Source organism: Actinoplanes sp. NPDC048988 (assembly GCF_043197815.1).
Classification (GTDB): domain Bacteria; phylum Actinomycetota; class Actinomycetes; order Mycobacteriales; family Micromonosporaceae; genus Actinoplanes.
On the sequence record NZ_JBICTW010000015.1, the window covers coordinates 109248 to 122511 of the forward strand.

At 69.5% G+C, this 13264-nt stretch carries 12 protein-coding genes; all 12 read right to left on the bottom strand.

What is annotated here, in order from left to right:
• Positions 1–10: 10 nt before the first annotated feature.
• On the bottom strand, positions 11–403 hold the full coding sequence (locus ACGFJ7_RS35155; protein WP_392646146.1) for a hypothetical protein: 393 nt from the start codon (positions 401–403) through the stop codon (positions 11–13).
• Positions 400–2526: a hypothetical protein gene (locus ACGFJ7_RS35160; RefSeq protein WP_392646148.1), complete on the bottom strand. Its 2127-nt coding sequence runs from the start codon at positions 2524–2526 to the stop codon at positions 400–402. Before ACGFJ7_RS35160 ends, ACGFJ7_RS35155 begins: the two co-directional genes overlap by 4 nt.
• A complete protein-coding gene (locus ACGFJ7_RS35165; RefSeq protein ID WP_392646150.1) occupies positions 2523–4424 on the bottom strand; it encodes a hypothetical protein in 1902 nt (633 codons plus the stop codon). The genes ACGFJ7_RS35160 and ACGFJ7_RS35165 overlap by 4 nt, the downstream gene beginning before the upstream one ends.
• Positions 4414–5862 carry a site-specific integrase gene (locus tag ACGFJ7_RS35170; protein ID WP_392646152.1) on the bottom strand — a complete coding sequence of 483 codons (1449 nt, stop codon included), beginning with the start codon at positions 5860–5862 and terminating at the stop codon, positions 4414–4416. Before ACGFJ7_RS35170 ends, ACGFJ7_RS35165 begins: the two co-directional genes overlap by 11 nt.
• Positions 5810–6589, bottom strand: a complete 780-nt coding sequence (locus ACGFJ7_RS35175; protein WP_392646154.1) for a hypothetical protein — start codon at positions 6587–6589, stop codon at positions 5810–5812. Before ACGFJ7_RS35175 ends, ACGFJ7_RS35170 begins: the two co-directional genes overlap by 53 nt.
• Positions 6586–7137 (bottom strand): hypothetical protein, encoded by a 552-nt coding sequence (locus ACGFJ7_RS35180; RefSeq protein ID WP_392646156.1) that lies wholly within the window; start codon positions 7135–7137, stop codon positions 6586–6588. The genes ACGFJ7_RS35175 and ACGFJ7_RS35180 overlap by 4 nt, the downstream gene beginning before the upstream one ends.
• A gap of 145 nt (positions 7138–7282) precedes the next feature.
• Positions 7283–7888, bottom strand: coding sequence for a hypothetical protein (locus ACGFJ7_RS35185; RefSeq protein ID WP_392646158.1), 606 nt, complete (start codon positions 7886–7888; stop codon positions 7283–7285).
• Between the two features lie 397 nt (positions 7889–8285).
• A complete protein-coding gene (locus ACGFJ7_RS35190) occupies positions 8286–9038 on the bottom strand; it encodes a hypothetical protein (RefSeq protein WP_392646159.1) in 753 nt (250 codons plus the stop codon).
• 187 nt (positions 9039–9225) lie between these two features.
• A complete protein-coding gene (locus ACGFJ7_RS35195) occupies positions 9226–9408 on the bottom strand; it encodes a hypothetical protein (protein ID WP_392646161.1) in 183 nt (60 codons plus the stop codon).
• A gap of 799 nt (positions 9409–10207) precedes the next feature.
• Entirely contained in the window at positions 10208–10672 is a 465-nt protein-coding gene (locus ACGFJ7_RS35200) for a single-stranded DNA-binding protein (protein WP_392646163.1), read from the bottom strand.
• A 79-nt stretch (positions 10673–10751) separates the two neighbouring features.
• Positions 10752–11189, bottom strand: a complete 438-nt coding sequence (locus tag ACGFJ7_RS35205; protein WP_392646165.1) for a single-stranded DNA-binding protein — start codon at positions 11187–11189, stop codon at positions 10752–10754.
• A gap of 485 nt (positions 11190–11674) precedes the next feature.
• Positions 11675–12676, bottom strand: a complete 1002-nt coding sequence (locus ACGFJ7_RS35210; RefSeq protein WP_392646167.1) for a bifunctional DNA primase/polymerase — start codon at positions 12674–12676, stop codon at positions 11675–11677.
• Positions 12677–13264 lie beyond the last annotated feature (588 nt).

Below are 13264 nucleotides of genomic sequence, written 5' to 3' on the forward strand. Positions count from 1 at the left end.
GCTCGGTGGGTCATGCGATCGCGGCGATATTGGTCGCTTCGTGCCGGGCGAGTTCGCCGCGGAGCGCGTGGTTGTCGTGGTGAAGCGCTGCGATCGTCGTGGCGGCTGCGTTGAGGCGCTGCTGAAGGTCAGCGCACTCGCTTGTCTTACGGCTGAGCTTCGTGCGCAGCGCCGCTTGTTCGTCGGAGGTGCCGGCTGGGGAGGGGTGGCCGGTACGCGTGGCGACGGCTTGGTCCCAGGCGATGAGGATTTCGTGGGCCCGGTTCATGGTGGCCCGGCTGACTTCGGCTTCGCGGTAGAGGTTTGCCTTGATCAGCTTCCCGTCGGTGCGACGCGCGCGGCCGGTCAGCAGGCGGTTCATCGCGTTGCGTAAGGCCTGGTCGGTGGCTGGGGAGACGGTCATGCGCCCGCCTTGGTGATGACCTGCTCGACGTCGTCGAGTTGCTGCTGTAGGGCCGCCTTGCGGCAGGGAGCGAGTTTGGGTGTTTGCAGCACCGTCAGCAGGTTGTGGCGTTCGGCCTGCCAGAGGGGCAGGTGCTCATCGCTGATGAGGCTGTTGGCGCAGCGCTCGGGCTGACATCGGTCGATCAGTGGACCGCGGTGACCTGGCGGCACGGTCGCGCTTTCCAGGCATTTGGCGCCGGCCGGGTTGGTGTCGTCGAACAGGCAGTGGTTGAGCTTGCCGAACCGTATTGAGATGCGGGCCTTGCGGAGCAGGTCGTATTCGGTGCGGGCGTCGCCTTGGCGGGCCAGCGCTGTGGCCTGGACGGTTCGGAATGCGCCTGCGAGCCGTTCGGCCGCTGGGCCTGTCCCGAGGCTGTCGCCGGTGCGGTGTTCGTCGTAGAGCTCGCGCAGGTGCGCGAAGCGGGCTTGCTCGAGCTCGTTGTCCAGCAGGACCGCCCACGCGTTGTCGCTTGCGGCGTAGCCGGGGGTGGAGCGGTTGGCCAGCGCGCGGACGGCGACGTGCTTGAGCTGAATGCCGAGCGCGATCTCGGAGCTGGGCTCGGCGCCGGCGAGCATGGCCATGGTCTTGCGGAACATATGCGGCGCGACGTGCCCAGCCGGGATGCTCAGCCCGGTCGAGTGGCTGGTGGCGTTGACGTGGTCGATGAAGTTCGTGATGACGACGCCGCTGCGAAATCCTGAGCTGCTGGCGGCGGACTCGAGGCGGCCGGCGCGGTCGTTGACGCTGCCGAAGATCAGCTCCGCGTGATGGGAGAGCTGTTCGGCGACGCGGATGGCCTGCGCGACGGGGTCGATGATCCACCAGTGTTCGCGAGGCTGGTTCGGGTCGTGCTTGCGTTTGATGGAGGCGACGGCGGGCGCGCCGTAAAACTCGCCGAGCGCGCCTCGGGTGATCTCTCGGATCTCTGAGTCGCGCATCATGCTCAGCGCGGCGACGAAGCAGTAGCAGGCCGCTCGCAGCGCAACCGATTCGTCCAGGACACCGCGGGGACACAGGCCGGGATGCCACGGCCCTTGACTGCCGTCGGACCGGGTGATTTGCGCGTAGCGGTCGAGCAGACCGCCGGCAACGCCACGGGCCGGATCAGCGCGTAGCGCGTCCTCGACCTGCCGGCGCACGCGCTGCACGGATCCACGATTTCCGCTGGTCATGGTCCGCTGCGTCCGCGCGATGCCGATCATCAACCCGAGCAGCGTCCAGTTGATCTCTATACCGGGGCCGACCGCAGACGGGCTTCGCCGGGCCTTGCTGTGGTTGAGGTAGCGCTCGATGTGCAGCGGGATGGGGTTGGTCGGGTCGGCGAGGTAAGCCCGGGCGCGTTCCTCCAGGCCGGCGCTGGTGGGCAACGCGGCATTCTCGAGCTCGGCGAGGCGCTGCCGGGCGGCGAGGATATCGGGCGCCAGGACGTCCACGTAGGTCCACGCCGATTTGACTAGCGCGTGCCAGACCGGCGGAGCGATGTTGCGGGTCCGCAGGCCGGGCTCGTTCGCGTATTGGGCGACGACGCGCGCGGCCCGGCCAGGCCACGGGTCCCGGGCCAGTCCGCCGCCGGTGAGGATCGGGCTTAGCTGGTACAGCAGCTTGACCGTGGTGACAAACGGCATCAGCGAGCTCGCGGCGACGTCGGGCCGCTGCTGCTCGACCCAGCCGCGGGCGTCGTCGTCACTCCAGCGGCCGAGCTGGGCAGGTAGCCCTCTCTGGGCTGCCCATGCAGCCAGACGACGCAAGAGCTCCACCTGGTGGAAGACCGTGCTGCACCCGGCAGGTTTGTCGCCGAGGTTGACACCGGCTGCCAGGACCCTCGGGTGCGCCGGGTTGAGCAGCGCCATGGCGACCTCCCTGGCCCGCAGGTTCCAGATCGGGTCGAGGCGGGCGAAGTTGGTCCGCCACGCTGATGGGCTGACGTTGGCTGGCCGGCGTGTAGCCGTGAACGGCCATTGATCGGTGCGGCCGAACAAGGTGACGGGTGCACCCTGGATCAGGGGATGCGACTGCAGCACCGGCTCGGTATCGGTGAAAGACCCGCTCGGCAGCAGCGGGGTCCGGGCGGGCTGGATCATCGGTCGAACTCCGTGAACGCGGCGAGCGGCAACTGCAGGCGCAGCCCGCCCTGGTCGATGCGGCGGCGGGCGGCGTCGATCTCGGCCGGGGACCGCTCGGCGAGCACCGCGTGCAGGTTCGCCTCGCTCTGCCCCCATGCCGCGTGGAACCTCGGCGGTGGTAGCCGGTTGCGCAGCCCGGCGAGGTGATCGGCGAACAGCAGTAGCTGCGGCAGGTTCGACGGCAGGATGATCGCGTTGCGGCATTCCAGGCAGCGCAGAGGCGCCACCGAACACAACTCGCCGGACTTGGTGTACGGGGAGGAGAACGGGCTGCGGCAGTCGGTGACGCCCATGTCCATCTCACCGGCCCGGAGCTGCTCGACCTGCTCACGGGTGAGGCCGAGCGCGTCCAGAGCGCGATCGTCGTTGAGATGCGCGGTGGCCAGCTCGTCGAGCACGACCGGGCCGTCCACGGCGCGGGCGAGCCAGGTGCGCTGCGCCGTGGTGATCGCTTGCGCGGAGACCAGGTGCAGGGTCGTGCCGTGCGCGTAGTGGCCCCAGAACGTTTCCGCGGTGTGGTCGTCGGCCAGATCCGAGATGCTGCCGCGCAGCGCGACAGCCTTCTCCACCTTGACCGTCTTACGCATCCGGCGCAGGTCGAGCCGGCCGGAGATCGTCAGACCCTGGCCGCGGACCCAGTCCCCGAAGTGGCCTTGGCCGCCGGAGTTGAACGTCCGCAGCCGTAGCTGCCCCGAATGCCACACGCTGGCGCAGGTGAACAACGGCGCCGGCTGCCGCCCGAGCGCTTGGCGGACCCGTTGCCCGGCTGCGGTGAGGCGGCGCAGGACATCGGCGGCGTCGACGGGCCCGTGAGCGTCGTGCGCGACCGTTTCACGGGTGCGGAACATCCGATAGCGGATCTGGCGGGCACGCAGCTTCGTCAGAGTCAGCCGTACCCCGCCATGGGTGAACTCGACGTCCTGCTCGGTTAGGGCCGTCAGCTCCTCCGGCGCGTGCCCGGTGGCGGCGACCAGCAGCACCCGGAACGCCTGCAAATCCTCCGCCCGCGGGAACAGCAAGCCTGCCAGTGCCGCGCTCAGCTGCCAGATCGCGGTGTTCGGCCGGACCCGGCGGCCACGCACATCGGCCAGCTCGAGCAGCGGCCTCGGCCAGGTCGAGAACCGCGGGAGCAGATCATTGAATCGCGGCAGGCTCTCGGCGTCATGAGCGACCGCCCAGAGCAGGTTCGCCAGGCTGGGCCCGAACGTGAACGGATTACCATTCGCAGCCCGCAGCAGCGCGGCGCCGCGGGCAATGCGGTCCTCCAGCGCCCGGACGTCCGCCCAAGCCGCCCGGACGAGAGCCTTGCGCTCCTGGCGGGTGAACTCATCGAGCTCTTGGGTGCGCCCCCGGCGCACCAGCGGCGGACCGACCAGTAGACGCCGGATCCCGTCGTCGACCACGACGTCGTCGCGTTGGGCACGCAGCCGAATCAGCGCCCGGATGTTCTCCGTCAGCTGCGCAGGCCGCGGTGAACCAGGTAGGAATGCGGCGGGCAGCTGCCGCGCCCACTCGCGCAGCAACGCCGCCACATCCGGGTCGGCCGCGCCCAACGTCAGCGACTGCGGACTGCCGGCATTGTGGTCGAGCCAGGTCGCGAACCGCACGATCGCCGTGCGGTAGTCCCCGAGCGTCAACCGCTTGCTGCCGGTCAGCCGGGCATACGACATCCACTCGTCGGCAAGCTCAGCGACCAGGCCGGCGCACCCGAACGCCGACGGATCCACCACGATCACCCCGGCAGGGCGGGTGGCGTTCGCCGGAGCCTGCACGACCCGAGGACCGATCCGCGACGGCGGCGGATCAACCACGGGCGGCTGCACCCAGGTGCGCGCGAACTCACCTTTACGTGGCATCGCCGGCACCCAATGCGTGTGCCGCGATGTCGGCGTAACTCGCGTCGTCGTGCTGTGCCCACTGCCGGAACGCCTCGTCCACGTAGTTCAGCGGATCCTCGAGATATCGCAGGTAGAGATACGTGGTGGCGGGGCTGGCGTGCCCCATCCGCCGCTGCACCACCAGCAGCGGATTGAATGCCACATGTTCCGGCAGGCTCGGCAGACCGCGCGGCTGCCGTGCTTCCCGGTCGATCATGAGCCGCATCAGATACTTCAGCAGCTGCAAGCAGAACGAATGCCGCAGATCGTGGAACCGCCACGGCCGCGGCGGCAGGACCGGCGTGCCCGGGTCATCCACGGCGTGCCGCTGCATGCGCCGCCACGCATCCAATCGGATCCGGTCCCACGACGACGGCCCCAGCACCAGTCCGCCGTGGCCGACGAACACGGCCAGCGCTTCCAGACCGCCGTCCGTCTCGCGTACCGTGATGCGCCGCAACTCCGGGTTCATCGCCTCCATTACGAAACTGCGCCGCTCACCGTCGAGCACACCGCCGAGGCGGCCCGACTCGTGATCGATGCGGTCGACCACGAACAGATCCGCGCGTCGAGCGGCCAGCGTCCGCGCCGATCGGCGAATCAGATCCGGGCGCTCCAGCAACAGGTAGACATCCAGCATCCGCAACGCCGCTACCGGGACATAGGCCACGCGCCGGCGCCGATACTTCGCGCACGCCTGCAACACCAGATCCACCGGGTCAGCCGGGCGCCGCCAGCCCTCACCCAGCTCGGGCAACAGCAGCGTCGACCACTCCTGCTTACGCATCCCGGTGAGCAGCGCCAACTCCACCGCCGCGCGATGCCGATGCGGAGCCCACCCCCGAAACCCCGGATCGATCTGCGCGTCCGGCCGTTGACCGCCCATCCCCACGTCGCGCCAGTACCGGTACTGCGGCAACGTAAGATGCCGGATCTGCATCTCCTTACGCGGCGCCCCGCCCAGCGGACTGCCTCGCCGCGGCACCCGGAACGGCCGCCGCCGTATACGGCCCTGCTCCACCAGCCACGAGAACAACGCGTTGAGCACCGCAGCCTCGCGCCGCCACGTCGCGTCATCCACCGGCTGCTCCTGATGCTCCGTGCGCGCCGCTCGGTACGCGATCAGGTCCACCTCGGTCGCCGAAAGAACGTCACTGCCACGCTCGGCCAGGAACACCACCAGCCGCCGGACGATGTACGCGTAGCAACGCAGCGTCTCAGGCTCCAACAACGCGTACGCCAGATGCCGGAACCAGGAACAGATCGGCTCCACCGGCCGCATATTCGCGTCGAGCAGCACCGGCAAGCCATCGGGCAGAGCCCGATGATCCAGGATCTGCCGCACCGCCGCGCCAGACGGCCCGTCAGGCACTGCTGGCTGCTCGGCCAGCCGCCGGTGTACGAAGAACAACTCCACGCGCCATCCGCATCATCGCCGTCAATCCCAATGCCACGAGCAACGACAATGGATGTATCGAGGATGTGGCCTTAGTCGATGAAGCTGAGACATCACCGAACCGTGGAGAGAAGTTGTGGGTGAAGCCCTGCTGATAGAGCCTTGGTGGCGTCAGGCCAACAGCCGTCGCCCACTCCAGCATCTGGTCCTTGCTGAGATAGGGCGGTTCGCACATCGGGAAACGAACGGTCCACGGCGACCAGCCCCGCTCGATGGCAGGCACCCGGCGTTGCTCGTTCCAGTCGATCCCGACGTACAGCACGGTGCGCTCAGGGTCGGCGTTCTTGGTCAGCCACCGTCGACAGGGCTTCTGCTTCAGGTGCACCGAGCAGGGTGCGATGCGGGAATTTCCGACGAAGCGTTGATCGGCGAAAACCTGCCACGGGGTACGGCCGTCAGCGACGATCACCGGGTTGACGCCCAGGTGGGCGCCGGCATCGGCGACGAAGCGCCAGAGATCGGGGTCTTCGGCTTTGGTGTCGGCGGCGAGCAGGATGAGATTGTCCGTGCCGTGCTCTTCAGCGACGCGCATGGCGGTAGCCCAACTGCCGATACCGCCGGAGAACTGCACGACATGCAGAGTGCCTGCCGGGCGCGGGGTCGCGGACGGTCCGCCGCCGGCGGTCAGGCTCAGGTGAGCGAAGTGTTCGCTGTGTCCGTCAGCGGCGGTCGGCGTCCTCTCGGTCATGGCCGGGCCACAGCGGGGGTGCGCAGCCCGATGGCGCGCGTGAAGACGCCGCGGTCGGGCACGCTCCAGCCGTCGCCGCACCGGATCTGCTCTTGACCGTGCAGGTCGAACACGACGTACCACCCTTGTTCGCCGCGGGTCTGACGCTTGGGGTCCACCGATCCGTGCTGGTCGAGGTACGCCGCGATACGAGCGGTTGCCTGCTCGCGGAGGTGCATGGTCCACCGGCATGCGACGCTCGACGTCCAGTCAGGGTGTTCGCAGGATTGGCAGGCCAGCGAGGCCGCGGCGGCGGCGACGACCTCGGGGTCGACGGGGCCGGGGTAGGGCTGGAAGCGGTAAGTGCCGACGTGCCGGTCACGGAAGTCGATCGGGCCGGGCCGGTCGCCGTCGCGATCGCGCGGGTAGCGGTAGGCGACGCTGGCGAGGTTCTCCTTCCACAGCATCCGGCCTGTCCTGTCGGCTTCGCCCGGTGGGGTTATATCCCACGCGAGGGCGGCGGTGAGGAGCAGATCGAGGTGGTCACGACTGACGATCCAGGCGCTCATCGGCGATCCTTTCGTTCCGGGTGAGGCGCAGCTCGATGACTGCGGAATCCGGCGTCGCGCGCGACGCGGTGGGCTGCGGTTCGGTGGATGAATGCATGGGGCCGGTGCCCGGCCGGGTGTGAACCGGCCGGGCAACCGGCGCTCCCTACGGCCGCAGGGTGGGGGTGGCCAGCTCGGTGGTGTCTGTCGCGACGGTGAAGCCGGTCGCGATTCCGGCGCGCAGGACATACGCCATACCGGCTTCGTCCGCGTTCTGGCCGTTCAGCTGCTCGTCGGTGACAGTGAAGGTGACCGTGTACGTGGTGACGGGAAGGGAGACCTGGTCCAGCGCGTAGGTGTCGATGAGCTCGCGGTACAGGCGGCGGTACTCGTCCCAGTCGTAGCCGAGCTCGCAGGCTTTTCTGATCGCCTTCTTCAGACGGGCCTTCGTGACTAACGGGTCGACGCCTTCGGCCGGGGTGAACCGTTCGGCGACGGCGTCCTGGCCGCTGCAGATATCGCAGGACGGGTCGCTGCATCCGCCGTCGGACGTGTCGCGGACCGGCTTGAAGGACAGCCCGTCGTTCAAGGCCTGCTTGGTGATGTTCTCGGCGGTCGAGCACCAGCCGTTGGCGCTGGCGTGACGCCGGATGCTGGCCAGGACGTCGGACAGGTAGACCGAGCCCTCCGGGGCGGCCGGCCGCGCCTCACCGGCGGGGGCCTGCTCGGCCGGGGTGGTGGCCGTGGTCTGGTCGATGACGTTCTCCGTCATGCTGAGTGCCTCCATCAGGCTGTAGCTGATGCGGCCCGCCCTGCGGGATCGAGTGCTCCCGGCGCTGGGGGTGCCGCGCTGACGGGGCCGGTCAGAGCCCGCACAAGGGCTGAGGGCGCAAGCCCTGCTCGAGTCAGAAGATCTTGGCGTCGAGCAGCGCGAGACGGTGTGGGCCAAGATGTTCTGCCGGGGCTTGCGGCCCCTGGCCTGGGTGGGCTGACCTCGGGTCCCTCAGCGAGCGGCGCCAGACGCCTGCGGAGGTTCGCTCGCTGGGGTGTGCGCGATGTGCAGCCGTCGAGGCTGCTGCTGCCCGGACGACGAAGCAACGGATCAGGTAGCCTGCATTGCCTGCCCGCCGGTGGCGAAGTTCCTCCGGAAATCGACGGGGCGTCGCGGGTCAGCGAGGGCGGTCATCGCGTTGGCCGCCTGTGCACATGGCGTGCGGCGGCAGAGTGCGCACCAGCCGGTACAGCGAGGGACCGTCGGGGTAGCGGCCATAGAAGTCCTGCTGCGCCGCGCGCGCCTCCGCCTCGCCGTAGGGGCGAGTCGCGAGTCGGTGCACGGAGTTGACGACGTGGTTGTGGAAGTAGGCCGGCCAGGTGAACATCCGCATGGCGGCGATGCGCCCGCTGTCGGCGTGCACCAGAAACGTAAAGGTCCGGCTGTGGGTACCGCGCGGCATTGGCCGGCCGCCGAAGGGTGCGCCGAGCCGCTGCGTGTTGAATGGGGCGTCATTCCACGGTGAGTCGCCGTACTTGAACAGGAGGAACCCGTTGACGCCTTGTTCGGTCCAGGCGAAACGCGCGATGCCGGACTCGACGGCGGAGATTTCGGGCCGGCTGGGGTTGGTCAGGAAGATGGCCAGCCGGGTGTCGCCGTCGGCGTCCAACCACAGATGCGGGCCTTGCGGCCAGCTGGTGCGGTCGGGGTCGAACAGATCGCCGACGCGGTAGAGGCAACCCTGGCCCGCGTTGTCCTGATCGGGCAGATGGGTCGCGCATGCCGCGGCCTTGTGGTGATGCCCGCCGCGGCTGGCATCAGTGACCAGGTACCACAGCTGGCCGGGAGCGAGACGATGGTTGCCGACATCGCAGTACCGCACGGTGGGGGAAGCGGGGAAGGGGCCGTTCACGGCCATGGCGTCGTCCATAGGGTCTCCTCCTGACGGGTGGCGGCAGTGCGTAGGCAGTGCGAACTGCCGACGTTGAGGCGTAGCGGTGCCGCCTTGTTGTTTGGCGGTACGCGCGCGGCGTGGGCAGGGGGTCTGGCGGGGCCCTGGCGTGCTCCGCGAGCCCGGTGGGGTGCCGCTGCAGGCAACCCACCGGGCTCGCGGGAGATCAGTGCAGCGAGAGCAGGGCGAGCAGCGGCGTCTTCTCGAGCACGGCCAGCGCGGCGACGTGCGCGGCCAGGAGACCAGAGATGTGCACCACCGGGTGGCTCAGGCGGCGGGCCGCGGTACGCAGCGGCCGGCTGGCGGTGGTGGTCTGCTCGGTGGTGGTGACGTCGGTGTTGTCGGTCATGGCGCTGCCTTCCGTTGTGCGGATGAGGCGGCGTTGCCGGTTCGCACCGGGGCTGCCGCGCTGACAGGACCTGGGGGGACCGGCGCGGCGGCGGCTGGCAAGCCAGCTGTTGGGCAAAAGATCTTGGAAGCGCAGCATGGGAGGCGTGCCGGGAAGGTCAGTGCTGCGCTTCCAAGATGTTTTGACGGCTTGCCTGACCGCTGATCGGGTCGGTCATCACTGAGGACTGGCGAACGCGGTGGCCCGGGGTTGCCACCGCGTTCGCCGGCCAGCAAGAACGGAGCCGGGCGCCGCTGGCACGCCGGTCAGTCACGCAGCAGTGGATCGGCGCTGCGCCGGGCTTGTCGTTCACTGCCGTTGCCTGCCCTGACGTCGATTGTGGTGGCTGTCGAGTGTTGCCGGCTCTACGTCGCCGTTAACGACGTGCAGCCGAGCTCGTCGGCATCGGTGGGCGGTCGCACCGCCCGTCGCCGACTGGGCAGCTTCCAGTGTCGATGGCACGGTGCGTCGCGTCGCTAAGTTCCATCAGGTGTGGACGATGGGCGCCGCGTCGCCGATGTGCTGTCCAGGCCATTCGGGCGGCGTCGGGCCACGTCGCTGCGTCGAGGTCGCTGTCGGCTCGTCGTCGAACCAAGAACAGGAGAGGTAGATGTGTTCGGTGCCAGGCTCGGCGTCGCATTCGCTGCACGGGCGTGCCGCATCGGGAGTGCCGCATGCGGGCCGATGAATGGGCAGGGACTCACTCAACGACGGCAAGGCCGGTCCGGGTGTGCGGACCGGCCTTGCGATGTGGGTTGGCTCAGCGGTGATGGACCAGCTGCGGGTCGATGACGGCGTCGGGCCACGCGGCGGCGGCGATCTTCTCCCCGTGCGGGCTGACGACCAGGTCGCCGCTGCGCTGCCGGCGCGGTGCGCTCGGGGCGGGCGTGCTGCTCGGCAGGGCCACGATGTCGGCCGGCGTGATGTTAATGATTGGCTCGTCACTCTGGTCGACGTACGGGAAGAACTTCTTCACCGTGACGAGGACCTCGGTGCCGGGCCGCAGGGAGCGGGCGAGCAGCATCTGCTGTTCGTCCCAGCAGGTCACCTCGAACTCCATCGGCGCGGTGGACACCCATTGGCCGTCCTTGCGGTAGCCGGTGCGGTGCACGATGCGGAACTTGACGAAGGCCCGCCCGCTGGTGGTGTGGCCCTGCTCGCAGCGGCCCCGAACGGTGCCCTGGATGAGACTGGTGAAGATCTGCTTCAACGGTTCCTGGCTCATGACGACAACTCCCCGGAGATGGTCGAACAGGTCGGCAAGGAGGCCGGGGCCGGCCGGTATGACCGGCCCCGGGAGGCGGTCAGGCGGCCTGCAACTCGCGCTCGACCCCGACCTCGGGCTCGGCGGTGGCGGGGTCCCAGGCGTCGCTGGCCGGCTTGTCGTCGGTCACCGGCAGGGCACCCTTGAACCGCAGGGACACCGACACGTTCTCGGCGGTGACCTCCAAGACGCCGCCGGGGGTGCCGTCCTGGCGGGTGAAGGGCCACACGTTCAGGTCGTCGCGGGCCTTGACGACCACGGTGTCGCCCTTGCTCAGCTCGGCGCATCGTTCGGCGAGCTCGCCCCAGGCGGTGACCTGCGCCCACATGGGGGTCGTGTCGACCCACTGGCCCTCGCTCGTGCGGCGGCGCCGGTTGTGGGCCACCCGCAGCCGGCACAGCGTCTGTCCGCCGTTGGTGATCTCGAGCTCGGGCGTGGCGGCGAGGTTGCCCTCGAAGGAGAGGTTGAACTCCGACATGTGCTGACTCCCGTTCAGGTGATGCGGTGCGACCCCGTGAAACGCCGTTCGGATCGGGTGATCCGGGCGCCGTGGTGCCGCGCTGACGGGGCCGGTCAGAGCCCGCACAGAGGCCGAGGGGTGCAAGCCCCGTTCGAGCCAGAAGATCTTGGCGTCGAGCAACGCGAGACGGTGTGGGCCAAGATGTTCTGCCGGGACTTGCACCCCTGGCCTGGGTGGGCTGACCTTCGGGTCCCTCAGCAGCGGAACCAACCGACGTCCACGGACCTGCCCAGCCGGGATCACGGGACCGCGAGGCGAGCACCTCGCGGAGCAGCTGTCGATGCCCGACGGGGCGGCCGGCCGGCGCTAGCTCGGCCACCCAATGCAGGCGCGGCCCGTCGGTCCAGTGCAGGTCGACTCGCCGCCCGCCTCGAAAGGGACCGGCGTCCTGCCGTTGGCCGGATCGAGCTGGGTGCGTGGAGTGAATGACGGCCGCGCCGGCGTCAACTGCGTGGTCCCGGCCACGGGTGAACCGGTACCTTCCCGCCACGACGTCCGGCGATCTGCCGGTCACCGAGACGCCGGGGATGACGCAGCCCAGCTCGCCACCCAGACGAGAGCGTGCGCTGGACTTCGGCGCGTCCCAGTCCTGTGCTCAGGGCGGCTTCGGTGAGCTCGCGTCGTACGGCTACCTCGTCCATCGGTGTGTTGGCGGCCAGCTGTCCGAGCCGGAAGGCGGCCCGGTTCAGTGCGTCGTTGCGGCCGCCGCTGCTGATGCGCCGGCCGCCGTTGGTCACCGGCCGCGGTGCCCGGCGCACGCGTTCGGCTTCCCCGTCGACTGCCGCCCGCAGGTACCGGTCCAGGTCCGCGATCGGGGCCGACAACGCACCGACGGGCGCCGGCGGCGGCAGCACCAGGGTGCGCAGCTGCGGCGGACAGGCGGGCAGGTCGCCGTTCTGCCAGGGCTGCTGGAACGTGTATCGAGTGCCGGTGTGATGCAGCGACGGCGGTGCGACGACCAGGCCGCCACGCCCCCGCCAATCCACTCCGGGTGCGATCGCCACCCGGCTGGGCAGCTCACCTGCGGCGAACCACAGGTGCCACCCGGATCCGGTACGGACCAGCGGCCCTGGCGGGCGGACGACGTCGAGCAGGTCAAGAACGGTGCGCAGTCCGCTGCTCGTGTCGACGTCGCAGACGTCCAGCACAGTCCCGGTGACCAGACCGATGTTCGCGCGCGGCCACCGCGACCACCACGACCGGATGACCTCCGGCTGCCGTGAGGCGTCATGCAGGCCGCGCCGCAGGCGGGGATGCTTGCCCGCCGAACCACAGGCTGTGCCGGCTCGGCAGCTGCACACACCGCCGCTGTCCGGGGTGTGCAGCGGCAGCACCGCGACACCCGCCGCGGCATAACCGATCGCCGCGGCCACGAGGTCCGCCGCCGTGACCGGCGCCGACCCGGTTGCGCCGCCAACCGGGTCGGCCGGTCGGAACGCGTTCACCGTGCACCTGCGCAACGCCGGCTCGCGCGCAGCGCGGGATACACAAGCCGGTCCCGGCCAGCAGGGATGTGGCGGTCGGGTGGCCGGCGACCGGCAAGCAGCTGATGTGGTGTCGACCATGCACGTCGCTGGGGTGAGCCGGCGAGATGCACGTGGGACACGACGTTGCCGTAGGGCGCGGCGGCGCAACGGTGACCCGACCGCGGCGCCGGCGCCGAACGCGGATCACAGATGCCAGGTCTGTGTGCCAGATGAAGGGGGTGAGACACGACGGCTCCTCGGGAGGTGACGGCGGTGGCGAGGGATCACGAAGGTGGCGGGCTCGGCTAAGGATCGATTCGCTTGCTGGCCTGCCTGGAGGACAGAGGGTGGTGAGTGGTGGAGGCCGGGTGGGTTACGGTGACCGGCCGCGGTCACCGTGACGCGCGGGCGTGGGGGGGGGGCCCCCCCCCCCCCCCCCCCCCCCCCCCCAAACACCCCCCCCCCCCCCCCCCCCCAAAAAAAAAAAAAAAAAAAAAACCCCACAAAAAAACCAACACCAACAAAAACAATAAAAAAACCCACCCCCCCCCCCCCCCCCCCAAAAAT

Coding starts and splice junctions, on each gene's coding strand:
- ACGFJ7_RS35190 (WP_392646159.1), bottom strand. CDS start 9,038: ATGGACGACGCCATGGCCGTGAACGGCCCCTTCCCCGCTTCCCCCACC.
- ACGFJ7_RS35200 (WP_392646163.1), bottom strand. CDS start 10,672: ATGAGCCAGGAACCGTTGAAGCAGATCTTCACCAGTCTCATCCAGGGC.
- ACGFJ7_RS35185 (WP_392646158.1), bottom strand. CDS start 7,888: ATGACGGAGAACGTCATCGACCAGACCACGGCCACCACCCCGGCCGAG.
- ACGFJ7_RS35195 (WP_392646161.1), bottom strand. CDS start 9,408: ATGACCGACAACACCGACGTCACCACCACCGAGCAGACCACCACCGCC.
- ACGFJ7_RS35205 (WP_392646165.1), bottom strand. CDS start 11,189: ATGTCGGAGTTCAACCTCTCCTTCGAGGGCAACCTCGCCGCCACGCCC.
- ACGFJ7_RS35165 (WP_392646150.1), bottom strand. CDS start 4,424: ATGCCACGTAAAGGTGAGTTCGCGCGCACCTGGGTGCAGCCGCCCGTG.
- ACGFJ7_RS35160 (WP_392646148.1), bottom strand. CDS start 2,526: ATGATCCAGCCCGCCCGGACCCCGCTGCTGCCGAGCGGGTCTTTCACC.
- ACGFJ7_RS35175 (WP_392646154.1), bottom strand. CDS start 6,589: ATGACCGAGAGGACGCCGACCGCCGCTGACGGACACAGCGAACACTTC.
- ACGFJ7_RS35155 (WP_392646146.1), bottom strand. CDS start 403: ATGACCGTCTCCCCAGCCACCGACCAGGCCTTACGCAACGCGATGAAC.
- ACGFJ7_RS35180 (WP_392646156.1), bottom strand. CDS start 7,137: ATGAGCGCCTGGATCGTCAGTCGTGACCACCTCGATCTGCTCCTCACC.